Genomic DNA, 17,069 nt, shown 5'->3' with positions numbered 1-17,069 from the left:
TCCCCGCGTCGACGTGCTTGGCGGCGCGAGCCTATCAGCGCCAGCCGGTGCGGCCGTCCTGGCGGCGCGACACCACGGCCGCCAGCGCACCGCCCAGCGCGCCGAGCGCCACCGCCGACGGCACCCCGATGCGCGCCGCTTTGCGGGCGGTGCGGAAGTCGCGGATCTCCCAGCCCCGCTCGCGGGCGAGACTGCGCAGCGCGGCGTCCGGGTTGATCGCCACCGCGGTGCCGACCAGCGACAGCATCGGCACGTCGTTGTAGCTGTCCGAGTAGGCCGTGCAGCGGCGCAGGTTGAGACCCTCGCGGATGGCCAGCGAACGGACCGCGTGCGCCTTACCGGTGCCGTGCAGGATGTCGCCGACCAGCCGGCCGGTGAACACCCCGTCGACGGATTCGGCGACCGTGCCCAGCGCGCCGGTCAGGCCCAGCTTGCGGGCGATGGTGGCGGCGAGCTCATACGGCGTCGCGGTGACCAGCCACACCTGCTGGCCTGCGTCGAGGTGCATCTGCGCCAGCGCCCGGGTGCCGGGCCAGATCTTGGAGGCGATGATCTCGTCGTAGATGTCCTCGCCGAGGGCGACCAGTTCGGCGGTCGAGCGGCCCTCGATGAACGACAACGCCTTGGTCCGCCCGGCCGCGACGTCGTCGCTGTTCTCCCGACCGGTCAGCTGGAACTTGGCCTGGGCGTAGACGAAGCCCAGCACGTCGCCGTAGGTGAAGTACTTCCGGGCGGCCAGACCGCGCGCGAAGTGCACCAGCGACGAACCGTGCACAAGCGTGTTGTCCACGTCGAAGAACGCCGCGGCGGTCAGGTCCGGCGGCGGCGCGGGTGGCGCCGGGACGGATTCGGTCGCCAGATCCGTGACCGCGGCCTCGGCGCTGGCGTCCCCGGCGATCTGTTGCCGCGCGGCGTGCGTACCCCCGGTTTCGGACACGGCTCAACCCTAGGACACCGGCCCCGGATACTGGGGTGGTGGACCACGACGGGACGCAGCACGCGGTCGAGTTGCTGACGCGCGCCGGATGCGGTGTGTGCGAACAGGCGGCCGGCAGGCTCGCGCAGCTGTCCGGCGAACTCGGCTTCCGGCTGACCGTCACCGACGTCGACGCGGCGGCGGCAGGCGGGAACACCGCGTTGCGCGCGGAGTACGGCGACCGGCTGCCGGTGGTGCTGCTCGACGGCGCCGAACACAGCTACTGGGAGGTCGACGAACCGCGGTTGCGGGCGGATCTGCAGTGACAAAACGGGGTCGTGGTGACAAAGATGACTAGGTGAAATTTGGTCGGCACGCTTGTGAACGATTACCGTGGATGACGTGGTGATGAAGCCATGAGCGTGCTGTTGTTCGGGGTTTCGCACCGCAGTGCCCCGGTATCGGTCCTCGAGCAGTTGAGCACCGACGAGTCCGACCAGGCCAAGATCGTCGACCAGGTGTTGCAGTCGTCGCTGGTGACAGAGGCGATGGTGCTGTCCACCTGCAACCGCGTCGAGGTCTACGCCGTGGTCGACGCCTTCCACGGCGGGCTGTCCGTCATCGGCCAGGTCCTCGCCGAACACTGCGGCATGTCGCTCAACGATCTGACGAAGTACGCCTACGTGCGGTACGCCGAGGCCGCCGTCGAGCATCTGTTCGCCGTGGCGAGCGGACTGGACTCCGCGGTCATCGGTGAGCAGCAGGTGCTCGGACAGGTCCGCCGCGCGTACACCTCCGCCGAGGCCAACCACACCGTCGGCCGCACGCTGCACGAGTTGTCGCAGCGCGCGCTGTCGGTCGGCAAGCGCGTGCACTCGGAGACCGGGATCGACGCCGCGGGCGCCTCGGTCGTCTCGGTGGCCCTCGACATCGCCGAAGTCAAGCTCGGCTCGCTGGCCGGCCGCACAGCCGTGGTCATCGGCGCCGGGTCCATGGGCGCCCTGTCGGCCAAGCACCTGGTCCGCGCCGGCATCGAACGGGTGCACGTGGTGAACCGGTCGCTGCCGCGCGCCCGCCGCCTCGCGCAGAACCTGCTCGACCAGGGCGTCACCGCCGATGCGCACACCCTCGACGACATCGCTCACGCGCTGGCCGACGCCGACGTGGTGGTCTCCTCCACCGGCGCGGTCCGGCCGGTGGTGTCGTTGGCCGACGCCCACCGCGGACTGACCGGCCGGCCGGAGCACCGCCAGCTGGTGATCTGCGACCTGGGTATGCCCCGCGACGTCGAACCGGCGATCGCCGGGCTGCCCGGCGTCAACGTCATCGACATGGAGCGCATCCAGCGCGAGCCCTCGGCGCGCGCCGCGGCCGCCGACGCCGACGCCGCCCGCTCGATCGTGGCCGCCGAGGTCGCGAACTACCTCGCCGGCCAGCGGATGGCCGAGGTCACCCCCACCGTCACCGCGTTGCGGCAGCGGGCCGCGGACGTGGTCGAGGCCGAGTTGCTGCGCCTGGACAACAGGTTGCCGGGGCTCGACGCCGCCCACCGCGACGAGGTCGCCAAGACGGTCCGCCGCGTCGTCGACAAGCTGCTGCACGCCCCGACCGTGCGCGTCAAGCAGCTGGCCAGCGCGCCCGGCGGCGACAGCTACGCCGAAGCCCTGCGTGAGCTCTTCGAGCTCGACCAGCAGGCGGTCGACGCGGTGGCCGCCGGCGAATTGCCGTTGCTGCCAATCGAACTCGACAAGTCCGAGTAACGGTTGAGCAACGCCGACACGCCTATCCGGATCGGCACCCGGGCCAGCCTGCTCGCGAGGACGCAGGCAGGCACCATCCGCGACGCGCTCGTCGCCAAAGGGCACCCCGCCGAACTGGTCTTCATCTCCACCGAGGGTGACCGCAACCAGGGGCCCATCGCCGACATCGGCGTCGGGGTCTTCACCGCCGCTTTGCGCGAGGCGATCGCCGACGGCCGGGTCGACGCCGCCGTGCACTCGTACAAGGATTTGCCGACGGCGTCCGACGAGCGGTTCACCATCCCGGCGATCCCCCGCCGTGAGGACCCGCGCGACGCCCTGGTGGCCCGCGACGGACTGGTGCTGGGGGAGTTGCCCGCCGGCTCCACGGTCGGCACCTCGAGCCCGCGACGGGCCGCGCAGCTTAGAGCACTGGGTCTCGGTTTGGAAATCCGCCCCCTAAGAGGCAACCTAGATACCAGGTTGAACAGGGTCGGCAACGGTGAGCTCGACGGCATCGTGGTCGCCCGGGCGGGTCTGGCCCGCATCGGACGGCTGGGCGATGTCACCGAGACTCTCGAGCCGGTGCAGATGTTGCCAGCGCCGGCTCAGGGTGCCCTCGCGGTCGAGTGCCGCGCAGGGGACACCGGACTGATCGCGCTACTGGCGGAGTTGGACGACGCCGACACGCGCGCGGCAGTCACCGCTGAACGGGTCCTGCTCGCCGAACTGGAGGCGGGTTGCTCCGCACCGGTGGGCGCGATCGCCGAGGTGGTCGAGTCTATCGATGAGGACGGCCGCGTCTTCGAAGAGGTGTCGCTTCGCGGTTGCGTGGCGGCGCTGGACGGATCCGACGTGATCCGTGCGTCTGGCATCGGAACTCCCGGCCGGGCCGCAGACCTCGGGGTCTCGGTGGCCGCGGAACTGTTCGAACTGGGTGCGCGAGAGCTCATTGCGGATCACCACTGAGCTGTAGAGCGGAGTGAGCGACAGATGACTCGGCAGGAGAGCGGGCGTGGGCGCAAGATGAAGCCCGGCCGCATCACCTTCGTGGGCTCGGGCCCGGGCGACCCCGGCCTGCTGACCACACGGGCCCACAGTGTGCTCGTCAATGCCGCGCTGGTCTTCACCGACCCCGACGTTCCGGAGGCGGTGCTGTCCCTGGTGGGCGCGCACCTGCCGCCGCCGTCGGGCCCTGAACCGGCCGAGGCGGCCGACGGCGCCGACGAGCAGGCGGGTTCGACGATCCCCGGCGGCCCGGACATCCGGCCCGCGCTGGGCGACCCGGCCGAGGTGGCCAAGACCCTGGCCGGCGAGGCCAAGCACGGCGTGGACGTGGTCCGGCTGGTGGCCGGAGACCCGCTGTCGGTCGACGCCGTCATCGCCGAGGTGAACGCGCTGGCGAAGAGCCACGCCAACTTCGAGATCGTGCCCGGGCTGCCCGACACCACGGCGGTGCCGACCTACGCCGGTCTGCCGCTAGGCTCCACCCACACCGTCGCCGACGTGCGCGGTGACGTGGACTGGGCGGCGATCGCGGCGGCCCCGGGTCCGCTGATCCTGCACGCGACCGCCTCGCATCTGCCCGACGCCGCGCGCACGCTGATCGAGTACGGCCTGGCCGAGACCACCCCTGCGGTCGTCACCGCCAACGGCACCACCTGCCAGCAGCGGTCCGTGGAGTCGACGCTGTCCGGCCTGATCGACAAGAACGTGCTGACCGCACCCGACGCCACCGGTGCGCCCGCCGCGCCGCTGGCCGGACCGCTGGTCGTGACGCTCGGCCGGACCGTCGCCAACCGCGCGAAGCTCAACTGGTGGGAGAGCCGCGCGCTGTACGGCTGGACCGTGCTGGTGCCGCGGACCAAGGACCAGGCGGGCGAGATGAGCGACAAGCTCGTCGGCCACGGCGCGCTGCCGATCGAGGTGCCCACCATCGCCGTCGAACCGCCGCGCAGCCCCGCGCAGATGGAGCGCGCGGTCAAGGGTCTGGTCGACGGACGATTCCAGTGGGTCGTGTTCACCTCCACCAACGCGGTGCGCGCGGTGTGGGAGAAGTTCAACGAGTTCGGGCTCGACGCCCGCGCGTTCTCCGGTGTGAAGATCGCCTGCGTGGGTCAGGCCACGGCCGAGCGCGTGCGCGCCTTCGGGATCAACCCCGAGCTGGTCCCGACGGGGGAGCAGTCCTCCCTGGGTCTGCTCGACGAGTTCCCCCCGTACGACGACATCTTCGATCCGGTGAACCGGGTGCTGCTGCCGCGGGCCGACATCGCCACCGAGACGCTGGCCGAGGGGCTGCGCGAACGCGGCTGGGAGATCGAGGACGTCACCGCCTACCGGACGGTGCGTGCCGCGCCGCCGCCGGCCTCGACCCGGGAGATGATCAAGACCGGCGGTTTCGACGCGGTCTGCTTCACCTCGAGCTCGACGGTGCGCAACCTGGTCGGTATCGCGGGTAAGCCGCACGCCCGCACGATCGTCGCCTGCATCGGGCCCAAGACCGCGGAGACGGCGGCCGAGTTCGGCCTGCGCGTCGACGTGCAGCCCGAGGTGGCCGCCGTCGGTCCGCTGGTGGAGGCGCTCGCCGAGCACGCCGCCCGGCTGCGTGCCGAGGGTGCGCTGCCGCCGCCGCGCAAGAAGAGCCGCCGCCGCTGATCATGCGTCAGCGTCCGCGCAGGTTGCGTTCGACGCCGGCCATGCGCCGGTTGGTGGCCGAGACCTCCTTGGAGCCGCGGCATCTGGTGTTGCCGATGTTCGTCGCGGACGGCCTCGACGAACCGCGGCCCATCTCGTCGATGCCGGGCGTGGTGCAGCACACCCGCGATTCGCTGCGCCGTGCCGCGGCCGATGCGGTGGCCGCCGGAGTGGGCGGGCTGATGCTGTTCGGGGTGCCCCGCGACGAGGACAAGGATCCGCGCGGGTCGACGGGCATCGACCCCGAGGGCATCCTCAACGTCGCGCTGCGGGACCTGGCCAAGGATCTCGGCGACGACACGGTGATCATGGCCGACACCTGCCTCGACGAGTTCACCGATCACGGGCACTGTGGCGTGCTGGACGACCGGGGCCGGGTCGATAACGACGCCACCAATCAGCAGTACGTGAAACTGGCTGTGGCGCAAGCGCAGTCGGGTGCCCACGTGGTGAGCCCCAGCGGCATGATGGACGGCCAGGTGGCCGCGATCCGCGACGGGCTGGACGCCGCCGGGTTCGCCGATGTGGCGATCCTGGCGTACGCGGCGAAGTTCGCCTCCGCGTTCTACGGCCCGTTCCGCGAAGCCGTCGGCTCCAGCCTGCAGGGCGACCGGCGGACCTATCAGCAGGACAGCGGCAACGCCCGCGAAGCGGTGCGCGAGATCGAACTCGACCTGGCCGAGGGCGCCGACATCGTGATGGTGAAACCGGCCATGTCCTACCTCGACGTGGTGCGCGCGTGCGCCGACATCTCGCCGGTGCCGGTGGCCGCCTACCAGATCTCCGGTGAGTACGCGATGATCAGCGCCGCCGCCGCCAACGGCTGGATCGATCTGCGGGCCTCGGCGCTGGAGGCGCTGGTCGGCATCCGCCGCGCGGGGGCGGACATCGTGCTGACCTACTGGGCGGCCGACGCGGCCGGCTGGCTGGCATGACCGAACACTCGACCCACCCGGCCGGGCCTCCCGCCGGTCAACCGCCCATCCGGCCGCCCGACGTGGACACCGGGTTCTGGCTGTGGGCGGCCGCGCTGCCGCTGCTGGTGATCGGGTACCTGATCGACAACCTGCTGGCGCCCGTCGCGGGCGCGTCACCGTTCATCAAGGGCATGGCGGTGATGATCGTCGTCGCGGTCTCGGCGATCGTGCTGACGTTCCTCATCCTGCTGCGACAGGGCTACCGCTGGACCCGCACCCTGCTGACCGCGGGCGGGTTCGGCTCCGTGGCCTACACCGTCACGAACCTGTTCACCGTCGAGCGGGAGTCGCCGGTCGCGGCGTTCGGGTACGCCGTCACCGCGATCATCGGTTCGGTCCTCATCGCCGGCGGCATCTTCCTGTTGCACCGCAAAGACGCCAACGCCTTCTTCACGCGGTGACCACGCTAGGCTGACCCGACCATGACCGCTTCGCCAACACCGTCGCGGCCGCGCGTCGTCGACATCGCGTTCTGGGCACTGGTCGGCGGGGCCGTCCTGCTCATCGTCGGCGGTCTGCTCGCCGCGACCGTCACCTTCGAGACCGCGCGATCGGCGATCGACCCCGACGTCAGCAACGAGTCGTTGCGCAGCTTCCTGGCCGTCCAGCGCGGTGTCGGCGTCGGATCGGTGTTGGCCGGCGCGGCCCTGGCGTTCGTCGCGGGCCGGGCCCGGCGCGGCGATCCGCGGTTCCGTCGAGCGGCGGTCGCGCTGGCGCTCGCGATCGCCGTCGTGCTCGTCATGCTGGCCGCGGGCGCCGGGGTGGCGAACCTCGTGACGCTGTTGGCGCTGGTGCCGATCACGGTCGGAACCGTGATGTTGACGCGGCGCAGCGCCACCGGCTGGTACGAGCAGGCCGAGGCCCGATGACCGGCCCGTCGACCGAGCGGCTGTTCTACGAGCCGGGCGCCAGCTGGGCGTGGCTGCTCGCCGGCCCCGCGGCGGGCGGCGCGATGCTGGCGATCCAGATCTCCGCCGGGTACGGGTTGCAGCCGTTGGTGCCGGGACTGTTCCTGGTGCTGGTGTCGGGCTTTCTGGCCATCCAGGTGAAGGCCGCGCGCATCCACACCTCCGTCGAGTTGACCCCCGAGACCCTGCGCCAGGGCGCCGAGATCACCAAGGTGTCCGAGATCGTCACCGTGTTCCCGCCCCCGTCCGGCTCCGAGATGCAGAAGTGGCAGTCGGCCCGGGCGCTCGGCGAGCTGACGGGTGTCCCGCGCGGGCGCACCGGAATCGGACTCAAGCTGTCCGGCGGCCGCACGGCGCAGGCGTGGGCGCGGCGGCATGCGACCCTGCGCGAAGAGCTCACCAGGCTCGTCGAGGAACGGGTGCCGTGAGCGCACGGACGCGTGCGCTGCTCGAGGTGGTGTCGGGCGCGGCCGCGGTGCTCGGGTGCATCGCGAGCTGGGCGGCGGCGAGCCGGCCGGCGACGGCGGCGCCGGTCGTGCCCGGCGAACCCGAGACGGTCGTGACGGTGTACTCGGCGCCGCTGCTGGTGCTGGCGCTGCTGCTGGCGACGGTCGCGGGTGTGCTGATCGTCGTGGGTGTGGCGCGGCTGCGGCGGCGCTGACCGGACGCGGGGTTCGCCAGTTGCACGATCGCTCGCCGCTGAGCCGGCAGATCCACGTCCAGGCCACGGCGGCCGGGCTCATCAACCTGCTGGTCAATCCCGCGATCGACTTCCTCACATTCCGCCACGAGCCGCCGCAGCCCGTGTGGGGCGTCGACGGCCTGGTGATCAACTTCGTCATCACGACGCTGATCCTGTCGACCCTGGTCGGAGTGTTCAGCGCCCGCGGCGCCCGCCGCCTGAGCGCCGACCGCACGCCTCGCGCGCGGTGGCTGCGGCGCCTGCCTCACCGGGGCTGGTCGGCGGGCCTCGTGCTGGGCAGCGCCGCCGCGGTGGTCGCGATCGCAGGATCGTGGCTGCTGTCCGTCGCGGGCGTGAGCGCACTGTCCCTGCCCGTGCTGATGGCGGTGAAGGCCGCGTACTGCGGGGTGCTCGGTTACGTGGTCGCTCGTCTGGTGATGACGCGAATGCTTGCGTGAGCCTGGTCACTGACCTGTTGGTACAAAGTTCAAGATCTGTAACACTGTGTCTCATGACGGAACTGGCGCAGAACAACACCGACGTCGACGACGCGTTGCCCCTGGGGCCGCAGTCCCTGGTCTGGCGGTACTTCGGCGACAACCGGATGTACCTGATCGGGCCGCGGCCCGCAGTGCTGCAGAACATGCTCGCCGAACTCGGACAGGGCGTCCTGGACCACTCGGTGTTCTTCTCCGACACCGCCGCACGCGTCAAACGATCGCTGCCGCCGATCTTCATGACGGTCTACGGCTCCGACGACAAGAACGAGGGCTTCAACGTCCGCGACTTCCACCACGACATCAAGGGCGAGATGCCCGACGGCTCGCGCTACCACGCGCTCGATCCGGAGACCTACTTCTGGGCGCACGCGACGTTCGTCGAGCAGGTGCTGTACTTCGCCGACACCTTCGTCAAGCGGCTGACGCGCGCGGAGAAGGAACAGATCTACCTGGAGTCGAAGACCTGGTACCGCCGCTACGGCGTCAGCGATCGGCCGATGCCCGCGACCTACTCCGAATTCGAGCAGTACTGGGAGCGCATGCTCGACGAGACCGTCGTCGCCCACCAGACCGCGAAGTACGGCGTGGGCTACGTGACCAAGGGCTTCCCGTGCCCGAAGGGTGTGCATCCCCTGGTGTGGCGGGTGCTGTCTTTCGGCTTCGATCCGCTCGCGGCGTTCCTCACCACCGGCGGCCTGCCGCCCCAGGCCCGGCGCCTGCTCGGCCTGCCGTGGAGCGAACGTCAGGAACGGCGCTACCAGCGCTTCGCCGCATTCTGGCGATCGCGACCGGTGAACTGGGTGTGGGACCGGCTGCCGATGAGCGTCCGCTACAACAAGTACGCGCAGCGCGGCTATGCGCACGCTGGATAGCGCCACCGAAGCGATCCTCGACGCCGCGGTCGTCGAGTTCGAACGGCACGGTTTCCGCCGGGTCGCCCTCGACGACGTCGCGCGGCGCGCGGGCGTCAGCCGTACCACCATCTACCGGCGCTTCGCCAACCGCGACGAACTGGTGGCCGCGGTGGTGGAGCGGGAGAACGTCGCGCTGTTCGCCGACATCGCCCTCGAGCTCAAGAAGGCGGGGCCGCAGGCGAACTACTACGTCGAGGCGTTCACGCTGTCGATCCTCACGTTCCGCGGCCACCGGATCCTCAACGGCATGCTCGCCGAGGATCCCGGGTTCGTGCTCGCCTTGGCGCACCAGCACTGGGCGGCGGCCGTCGAGCGGATGGCCGAGGCGCTGCGGGTGATCTTCCCGGCCGGGTTCGCGGAGCGGATCGGTCCGCGGGCGGTCAACGAACTGGCCGACGTCATCCTGCGCTACGCCGCCATGGTGCTGTTGCTGCCCAGCATGCAACCCCTCGACACCGCCGACGAACTCCGCGCGTTCGCCACCCAGCATTTTCTGCCGAGCCTGCCCGCGGCACTGAGAGCCGTGCACGCGTAACCCTGGTTCTGTTTCGCCGGTCACAGTTTCGGGCAGTCGTATTCGCATGAGCGACGACGACAAGGAAGAACAGACCGGAGCCGAGGCCAACGCTTCCCAGAAGGTGGCCGACGACCCCGACGCGAAGATCACCGAAAAGCCCGAGATCACCGACGAGCACCGCGAAGTGGCCAAGGAGATGCGCAAGGAGTACGAGGAGGAGCGGCCCACCATCGTGATGCCGGGCACCGGCGGAACGGTCGCAGGCACCGCCGTCAACGACTGGGTCGACGAGAACGGCGAGCCGAAGTTCGGCAAGGACGAGGGTGGAGAGGACACCACGGACGAGGGTCGAGCGGACGACAAGGACGCAGAGACCGCCCAGGCGGGCTCCGAGTCCGGCTGACCGGCACTCGCCGGCCGGCGGCGCTGGCCACCTAGGGTGATTCTGTGAGCACCCTGGACACCACCGCACCGGCTTTCGTCGAGATGGCGCACGCGATCGTGTGGGCCTCGGTCGCCACCGTCGACGCCAACGGCCGCCCCCGCTCCCGCGTCCTGCACCCCATCTGGGAGTGGGACGGCGCCGACCTCTTCGGGTGGATCGCCACCGTGCCCAGCCCTGTCAAACGTGCTCACCTGCAGGCGAACCCGTACGTCTCGCTCAACTACTGGGCGCCCAGCCAGGACACGTGCAGCGCGGACTGCCTGGTCGAGTGGTACACCGACGACGAGACCCGCACGGCCGTGTGGGACAAGTTCGCCAACGGCCCCGCCCCGGTCGGATACGACCCGTACGTCATCCCGCAGTGGAGCGGTGGCCCCACGTCCCACGAATTCGCCGCGCTCAGGCTGACGCCGTACCGGCTGCGGGTGATGCCGGGCGCCGTGATGACCCAGGGCGTCGGCGAGGTGCTCCATTGGCGGGGCCGGTTGCCGTGACCGGTCCGCGGACCCACACTTTCATCAATGGAGTGTCGACGGATACTTTCGCCGCCTCCCGCGCGACGCCGACCATCCGGTGTTCGCGCTTACGCCGAAGCGTGGTCCGAACTCGGTATGACGGGTCCCACTACACCCTGTAGTTGACGCGTTCGGCGCGGCTGGGACACTGGTGGTCATGGGTGCTGACCACACCGCGACCGAGAAGTCGGCGCGGCTGTTCGCCGATGCGTGCGCTGTCATCCCCGGCGGGGTCAACTCCCCGGTCCGGGCGTTCAACGCCGTCGGCGGAACACCGCGGTTCATCACCTCGGCCAACGGCTACTGGCTGACCGACGCCGACGGCAACCGCTACGTCGACCTGGTCTGCTCCTGGGGTCCGATGATCCTCGGCCACGCGCACCCGGCGGTCGTGGAGGCGGTGCAGCGCGTCGCGGCCGACGGCCTGTCCTTCGGCGCCCCCACGCCCTCGGAGACCGAACTCGCCTGCGAGATCATCGAGCGCGTCGCGCCCGTCGAGCGGCTGCGGATGGTCAACTCCGGCACCGAGGCCACGATGAGTGCGATCCGGCTGGCCCGCGGGTTCACCGGCCGTCCCAAGATCGTCAAGTTCTCCGGCTGCTACCACGGCCACAGCGACGCGCTGCTCGCCGACGCCGGATCGGGCGTCGCCACGCTGGGGCTGCCGTCGTCGCCCGGCGTGACGGGCGCCGCCACCGCCGACACCATCGTGCTGCCCTACAACAGCATCGACGCGGTCGAAGAGGTCTTCGCGGACGCCGGCGACCAGATCGCCGCCGTCATCACCGAGGCCAGCCCGGGCAACATGGGCGCGGTCCCGCCGGAACCCGGCTTCAACGCGGCGTTGCGCCGCATCACCGCCGACCACGGCGCCCTGCTGATCCTCGACGAGGTCATGACCGGTTTCCGGGTCAGCCGGTCGGGTTGGTACGGCGTCGATCCGGTCGACGGCGACCTGTTCACGTTCGGCAAGGTGATGAGCGGCGGCCTGCCTGCCGCGGCGTTCGGCGGCCGCGCCGAGGTGATGGAACGGCTCGCACCGCTCGGGCCGGTGTACCAGGCCGGGACGCTGTCGGGGAACCCGGTCGCGATGGCCGCCGGGCTGGCGACGCTGCGCACCGCCGACGACGCGGTGTACGCCGCGCTCGACGCCAACGCGGACCGGTTGGCCGGGCTGCTCACGAAGGCGCTCACCGACGCCGGCGTCACCCACCGCGTCCAGCGGGGCGGCAACATGTTGTCGGTGTTCTTCACCGCCGAATCGGTCACCGACTTCGCCACCGCCCGCGCCAGCGAGACCTGGCGGTTCCCGCCGTTCTTCCACGCCCTGCTCGACGCCGGCGTCTATCCGCCGCCCAGCGCGTTCGAGGCGTGGTTCGTCTCGGCGGCCCTCGACGAGGAGGCGTTCGACCGCATCGCCGCCGCCCTGCCGGGTGCGGCCCGGGCCGCAGCGGAAGCGACGAGGCCGGCATGAGCACCGACAAGACAGTCGTGCACGTGATGCGGCATGGCGAGGTCCACAACCCGGAGGGGATCCTCTACGGCCGGCTGCCGGACTACCACCTGTCCGAACGCGGCCGCGCCCAGGCCGAGGCGGTCGCCGCGTGGCTGGCCGCCCGCGACGTCGTCTACGTGGTGGCCTCCCCGCTGGAACGCGCCCAGGAGACCGCCGGGCCGATCGCCGCGGCGCACGGGCTGTCCATCGACACCGACGACGAGCTGATCGAATCGCTCAATGTCTTCCAGGGGAAACGGGTCTCGCCGGGCGACGGCGCCCTGCGCAACCCGATCAACTGGCGTCACCTGCGCAACCCGCGCACCCCGTCGTGGGGTGAGCCGTACCGCGACATCGCCGCGAGGATGACCGCGGCGGTGCACCGGGCGCGCGAGAAGGCCGCCGGCCACGAGGCGGTGTGCGTCAGCCACCAGCTGCCGGTGGAGACGCTGCGCCGCGCGATGACCGGCGCACCGCTGCACCACTTCCCGACCCGGCGGCTGTGCAACCTCGCCTCGGTCACCTCGTTCTACTTCCACGGCGACGCCTACGTCGGGTGGGGTTACGCGGAGTTGTCCGGGCAGTGAGGCGGTGGTGGATGGTGCTGGCGAGCGTGGCGGTGGTCGCGCTGGCCGGCTGCTCCACCGGTGACGACGCCGTCGCGCAGGGCGGCACCTTCGAGTTCGTGGCGCCCGGCGGCAAGACCGACATCTTCTACGACCCGCCGGCCGACCGCGGCAGACCCGGTCCGCTGTCGGGTCCGGATCTGCTAGACCCGGCCACGACGCTGTCGCTCGACGACTTCGCGGGCAAGGTCGTCGTGATCAACGTCTGGGGTCAGTGGTGTGCGCCGTGCCGCACCGAGATCGGCGAACTGCAGCAGGTGTACGACGCCACCCGCGCGAAGGGCGTCGCGTTCCTGGGCATCGACGTGCGTGACAACAACCGGGATGCCGCCGTCGACTTCGTCCGCGACCGCGGGATCACGTTCCCGTCGATCTACGACCCGCCGATGCGCACGATGATCGCGTTCGGCGGGAAGTACCCGACCACGGTCATCCCGTCGACCGTCGTGCTCGACCGTGAGCATCGGGTGGCCGCGGTGTTCCTGCGGGAACTGCTGGCCGAGGATCTGCAGCCGGTCGTCGAGAGGTTGGCCGCCGAGGCCGCACCGGGACAGGGGCGACAGCCGTGACCGGGTTCGCCGAGATCGCCGCCGCCGGGCCGGTGGCGCTGGCGCTCGGCGTCTGCGTGCTGGCCGGTCTGGTGTCGTTCGCGTCGCCGTGCGTGGTGCCGCTGGTGCCCGGCTACCTGTCGTATCTGGCAGCCGTGGTGGGCGTCGACGGCGAGGTTCGCCCAAACGAACAAACGGGCGCCAAAGTGCGAGACGGGGCCGCCATTTCGTCGATCTCGGCGGTCCGGACCGGACGGCTGCGCGTTGCCGGTGCCGCCGCGCTGTTCGTCGCCGGCTTCACCGCGGTGTTTCTGCTGGGCACCGTCGCGGTGCTCGGCATGACGACGACGCTGATCACCAATCAGCTCCTCCTGCAACGCATCGGCGGCGTCGTCACGATCATCATGGGTCTGGTGTTCGTCGGGCTGATCCCCGCGCTGCAACGGCAGGCCCGGTTCACCCCGCGGCAACTGTCCACCGTCGCCGGTGCGCCGCTGCTGGGCGCGGTGTTCGCGCTGGGCTGGACGCCGTGCCTCGGGCCGACGCTGACCGGGGTCATCACGGTCGCGTCGGCGACCGACGGGGCGAGCGTGGCCCGCGGTGTCGCGCTGGTCATCGCCTACTGCCTCGGCCTCGGGATCCCGTTCGTCCTGCTGGCGTTCGGATCCGCGCGCGCGATGCAGGGTCTGGGCTGGCTGCGCCGGCACACCCGGACCATCCAGGTTTTCGGGGGCGTGCTGCTACTGATCGTCGGCACCGCCCTGGTCACCGGCTTGTGGAACGACTTCGTGTCGTGGGTGCGGGATGCGTTCGTCAGCGACGTCAGGCTGCCGATCTGATGCGGCGGCTGCTCGCCTACGCGCGCAACACCTGGCGGACCCTGACGTCGATGGGCACCGCGCTGGTGCTGCTGTTCCTGCTGGCGCTCGCCGCCATCCCGGGCGCCCTGCTGCCGCAGCGCAGCCTCAACGAGGCGAAGGTCGCCGAGTACATCGCCGACCGCCCCACGCTCGGCCCGTGGCTGGACCGCCTCCAGGCCTTCGACGTGTTCTCCAGTTTTTGGTTCACGGCGATCTACGTGCTGCTGTTCATCTCGCTCGTCGGCTGCCTGACACCGCGCCTGGTCGAGCACGCCAAGAGCCTGCGGGCGGTTCCGGTGCCGGCGCCGCGGAACCTGGGCCGGCTGCCCAAACACCACACCGCCGAGGTCGCCGGCGACCCGCAGCAGGTGGCGGCCACGATGAGCGACGAGCTCAGGGGCTGGCGGAAGGTCACCCGCACCGAGGGCGAGACGACCGGAGCGGCCCCGGCGGCGACATCGAGCATCGAGATCTCGGCCGAGAAGGGCTACCTGCGCGAGTTCGGCAACATCGTCTTCCACTTCTCGCTGCTGGGCCTGCTCGTCGCGATCGCCGCGGGCAAGCTCTTTGGCTACGAGGGCAATGTCATCGTCATCGCCGACGGCGGCCCCGGCTTCTGTTCGGCCTCGCCCGCCGCGTTCGACTCGTTCCGCGCGGGCAACACCGTCGACGGCACCTCGCTGTACCCGATCTGCCTGAAGGTCAACGGTTTCCAGGCCGACTACCTGGACAACGGTCAGGCCACCTGGTTCTCGGCGGACATCGCCTACCAGGCCGGCGACGATCTGACCTCCGGGACGTGGCGGCCCTACGAGCTGAAGGTCAACGAGCCGCTGCGCGTCGGCGGTGACCGGGTGTACCTGCAGGGCCACGGCTACGCGCCGACGTTCACCGTGACGTTCCCCGACGGGCAGACCCGCACCCAGAAGCTGCAGTGGCGGCCCGACGACCAGACGACGTTCCTGTCGTCGGGGGTGATGCGGTTCGACCCGCCTGCGGGCACCTATCCCGACGCCGACGAACGCCGCAAGAACCAGATCGCGATCCAGGGCCTGTTCGCGCCGACGCAGCTGCTCCACGGCAGCCTGCTGTCATCGAGCTTCCCCGAGATGCGCGACCCCGGCGTGGCGATCGACATCTACCGCGGCGACACCGGGCTCGACTCCGGCCGGCCGCAGAACATCTTCTCGCTCGACGAGCGTCTGGTCGGCCAGGGCCGGCTGACTCGGGAGGCGCGGGTGAACCTCGACGTCGGGGGTGAGACCCGCCTCGACGACGGCACCGTCGTCCGGTTCGACGGCGCCGTGCCGTTCGTCAACGTGCAGGTCTCGCACGATCCGGCGCAGATCTGGGTGCTGGTGTTCGCGATGAGCATGATGGCGGGGCTGCTGGTGTCGTTGATCGTGCGGCGCCGCCGGATCTGGATTCGGATCACCCCGGCACATCCGGGTACCGTTGGCGTCGAATTGGGCGGGCTGGCCCGCACCGACAACTCCGGGTGGGGCGAGGAGTTCGAGCGGTTGACGGTGCGGCTGCTGGCCGGCCACCCCGATGCCGGTCACCCCGACACGCAAGCCCACGCCGTGTCAGGAGAGAGAGTCACATGAACAGTCCCGAGATCGACCTCGGTCTGGCCCGGTACTCCGACTGGGCGTTCACCTCATCGGTGGTGGTCCTCGTCGCGGCGCTGCTGCTGCTCGCTGTCGAACTGGCCTACAGCCGCAGCCGCAAGGTCGCCGAGCGGGAACTGGTCACCGTGGGCGCCGACAGCGCCGGACCGGGCATCGTCGCCGACGTCCCCGGGCGCCCACTCGGCGAGCGCATCGGCTCCTCGGGGATCGCGCTGGTCTACGTGGGCACCGCGCTGCTGCTCGCGTGCATCGTGCTGCGCGGGCTGTCCACCTCACGGGTGCCGTGGGGCAACATGTACGAGTTCATCAACCTGACGGCGTTCTGTGGTCTGGTCGCCGCGGCGGTGGTGCTGCGCAAGCCGCAGTACCGCGCGCTGTGGGTGTTCGTGCTCGTCCCGGTGCTGATCCTGCTGACCGTCTCGGGCCGGTGGCTCTATTCCCACGCCGCCCCGGTGATGCCTGCGCTGCAGTCCTACTGGTTGCCCATCCACGTGTCGGTGGTCAGCCTCGGCTCGGGGGTGTTCCTCGTCGGCGGCGTCGCGAGCATCCTGTTCCTGGTCAAGATGTCGCGGTTCGGTCAGCCCGACCACGACGGGTTGGTGTCGCGGGTCGTGCAGCGGCTGCCCGACGCGCAGACGCTGGACCGCATCGCGTACCGCACGACGATCTTCGCGTTCCCGGTCTTCGGGTTCGGCGTCATCTTCGGCGCCATCTGGGCCGAGGAGGCATGGGGCCGCTACTGGGGCTGGGACCCCAAGGAGACGGTGTCGTTCATCGCGTGGGTGGTCTACGCCGCCTATCTGCACGCCCGCTCGACCGCCGGCTGGCGGGACCGCAAGGCCGCATGGATCAACGTGGTCGGGTTCACCGCGATGGTGTTCAACCTGTTCTTCATCAACCTCGTCACGGTCGGCCTGCACTCCTACGCCGGAGTCGGCTGATGGGTGACCACTCGGCGGGCGGCTTCCGGGCTCAGCATCGGTTCCGCGATCCGGCGGCCGACGAGCCGCAGGCCCCGCCGGAGTGGTCTGCCCCCACACCGCCGAACGGCATCCCGGCCGTCGACCTGACCACCGGTGACGAGGCGGTCGCGATCCACCAG

Annotated in this window: 21 protein-coding genes; 20 read left to right on the top strand and 1 reads right to left on the bottom strand. The window is 70.6% G+C overall.

Features of this window, described 5'->3' with window-relative positions; all coding sequences use genetic code 11:
* Nucleotides 1-34 precede the first annotated feature (34 nt).
* Nucleotides 35-937 carry an HAD family hydrolase gene (locus AU195_RS06050; RefSeq protein WP_059158167.1) on the bottom strand — a complete coding sequence of 301 codons (903 nt, stop codon included), beginning with the start codon at nt 935-937 and terminating at the stop codon, nt 35-37.
* A 38-nt stretch (nt 938-975) separates the two neighbouring features.
* Between AU195_RS06050 and AU195_RS06045 the strand changes: the two genes are divergently transcribed.
* The 20 genes from AU195_RS06045 (at nt 976) to ccsB (ending at nt 16,908) form a co-directional block, all read left to right on the top strand.
* A complete protein-coding gene (locus AU195_RS06045; protein WP_059158249.1) occupies nt 976-1,242 on the top strand; it encodes a glutaredoxin family protein in 267 nt (88 codons plus the stop codon).
* 90 nt (nt 1,243-1,332) lie between these two features.
* Entirely contained in the window at nt 1,333-2,676 is a 1,344-nt protein-coding gene (locus AU195_RS06040; RefSeq protein WP_059158166.1) for a glutamyl-tRNA reductase, read from the top strand.
* A 24-nt stretch (nt 2,677-2,700) separates the two neighbouring features.
* A complete protein-coding gene (gene hemC / locus AU195_RS06035) occupies nt 2,701-3,624 on the top strand; it encodes a hydroxymethylbilane synthase (RefSeq protein WP_172800487.1) in 924 nt (307 codons plus the stop codon).
* A gap of 24 nt (nt 3,625-3,648) precedes the next feature.
* A complete protein-coding gene (locus AU195_RS06030) occupies nt 3,649-5,310 on the top strand; it encodes a bifunctional uroporphyrinogen-III C-methyltransferase/uroporphyrinogen-III synthase (protein WP_059158164.1) in 1,662 nt (553 codons plus the stop codon).
* Between the two features lie 2 nt (nt 5,311-5,312).
* Nucleotides 5,313-6,284, top strand: coding sequence for a porphobilinogen synthase (gene hemB, locus AU195_RS06025; protein ID WP_059158163.1), 972 nt, complete (start codon nt 5,313-5,315; stop codon nt 6,282-6,284).
* The gene (locus AU195_RS06020; protein WP_059158162.1) at nt 6,281-6,727 is read left to right on the top strand and encodes a hypothetical protein; all 447 of its coding nucleotides are present in this window, start codon (nt 6,281-6,283) and stop codon (nt 6,725-6,727) included. The genes hemB and AU195_RS06020 overlap by 4 nt, the downstream gene beginning before the upstream one ends.
* A 21-nt stretch (nt 6,728-6,748) precedes the next feature.
* Nucleotides 6,749-7,195, top strand: coding sequence for a hypothetical protein (locus AU195_RS06015; RefSeq protein WP_059158161.1), 447 nt, complete (start codon nt 6,749-6,751; stop codon nt 7,193-7,195).
* Entirely contained in the window at nt 7,192-7,662 is a 471-nt protein-coding gene (gene mce1N / locus AU195_RS06010) for a transport-regulating membrane protein Mce1N (protein ID WP_059158160.1), read from the top strand. The genes AU195_RS06015 and mce1N overlap by 4 nt, the downstream gene beginning before the upstream one ends.
* Entirely contained in the window at nt 7,659-7,895 is a 237-nt protein-coding gene (locus AU195_RS06005) for a hypothetical protein (RefSeq protein ID WP_059158159.1), read from the top strand. The genes mce1N and AU195_RS06005 overlap by 4 nt, the downstream gene beginning before the upstream one ends.
* A gap of 20 nt (nt 7,896-7,915) precedes the next feature.
* Nucleotides 7,916-8,374, top strand: coding sequence for a hypothetical protein (locus AU195_RS06000; protein ID WP_059158158.1), 459 nt, complete (start codon nt 7,916-7,918; stop codon nt 8,372-8,374).
* Between the two features lie 53 nt (nt 8,375-8,427).
* Complete coding sequence (locus AU195_RS05995) at nt 8,428-9,288, top strand: oxygenase MpaB family protein (protein WP_059158157.1); 861 nt, start codon at nt 8,428-8,430, stop codon at nt 9,286-9,288.
* Nucleotides 9,272-9,865 carry a TetR/AcrR family transcriptional regulator gene (locus AU195_RS05990; protein WP_059158156.1) on the top strand — a complete coding sequence of 198 codons (594 nt, stop codon included), beginning with the start codon at nt 9,272-9,274 and terminating at the stop codon, nt 9,863-9,865. The genes AU195_RS05995 and AU195_RS05990 overlap by 17 nt, the downstream gene beginning before the upstream one ends.
* A 46-nt stretch (nt 9,866-9,911) precedes the next feature.
* Nucleotides 9,912-10,250, top strand: a complete 339-nt coding sequence (locus AU195_RS05985; protein WP_059158155.1) for a hypothetical protein — start codon at nt 9,912-9,914, stop codon at nt 10,248-10,250.
* Between the two features lie 44 nt (nt 10,251-10,294).
* Nucleotides 10,295-10,786, top strand: a complete 492-nt coding sequence (locus AU195_RS05980; protein WP_059158154.1) for a pyridoxamine 5'-phosphate oxidase family protein — start codon at nt 10,295-10,297, stop codon at nt 10,784-10,786.
* Between the two features lie 178 nt (nt 10,787-10,964).
* Nucleotides 10,965-12,281, top strand: coding sequence for a glutamate-1-semialdehyde 2,1-aminomutase (gene hemL / locus AU195_RS05975; protein WP_059158153.1), 1,317 nt, complete (start codon nt 10,965-10,967; stop codon nt 12,279-12,281).
* A complete protein-coding gene (locus tag AU195_RS05970; RefSeq protein WP_059158152.1) occupies nt 12,278-12,889 on the top strand; it encodes a histidine phosphatase family protein in 612 nt (203 codons plus the stop codon). The genes hemL and AU195_RS05970 overlap by 4 nt, the downstream gene beginning before the upstream one ends.
* Nucleotides 12,890-12,900: 11 nt before the next feature.
* Nucleotides 12,901-13,497, top strand: coding sequence for a TlpA disulfide reductase family protein (locus AU195_RS05965; protein WP_157531041.1), 597 nt, complete (start codon nt 12,901-12,903; stop codon nt 13,495-13,497).
* Nucleotides 13,494-14,315 carry a cytochrome c biogenesis CcdA family protein gene (locus AU195_RS05960; protein ID WP_059158150.1) on the top strand — a complete coding sequence of 274 codons (822 nt, stop codon included), beginning with the start codon at nt 13,494-13,496 and terminating at the stop codon, nt 14,313-14,315. The genes AU195_RS05965 and AU195_RS05960 overlap by 4 nt, the downstream gene beginning before the upstream one ends.
* The gene (gene resB, locus AU195_RS05955) at nt 14,315-15,943 is read left to right on the top strand and encodes a cytochrome c biogenesis protein ResB (protein WP_059158149.1); all 1,629 of its coding nucleotides are present in this window, start codon (nt 14,315-14,317) and stop codon (nt 15,941-15,943) included. The genes AU195_RS05960 and resB overlap by 1 nt, the downstream gene beginning before the upstream one ends.
* Entirely contained in the window at nt 15,940-16,908 is a 969-nt protein-coding gene (gene ccsB / locus AU195_RS05950) for a c-type cytochrome biogenesis protein CcsB (RefSeq protein ID WP_059158148.1), read from the top strand. Before resB ends, ccsB begins: the two co-directional genes overlap by 4 nt.
* Nucleotides 16,909-17,069 lie beyond the last annotated feature (161 nt).

The sequence above is a fragment of the Mycobacterium sp. IS-1496 genome, from assembly GCF_001499995.1.
Classification (GTDB): Bacteria; Actinomycetota; Actinomycetes; order Mycobacteriales; family Mycobacteriaceae; genus Mycobacterium.
This window is presented reverse-complemented; position numbering and strand designations above follow the sequence as displayed.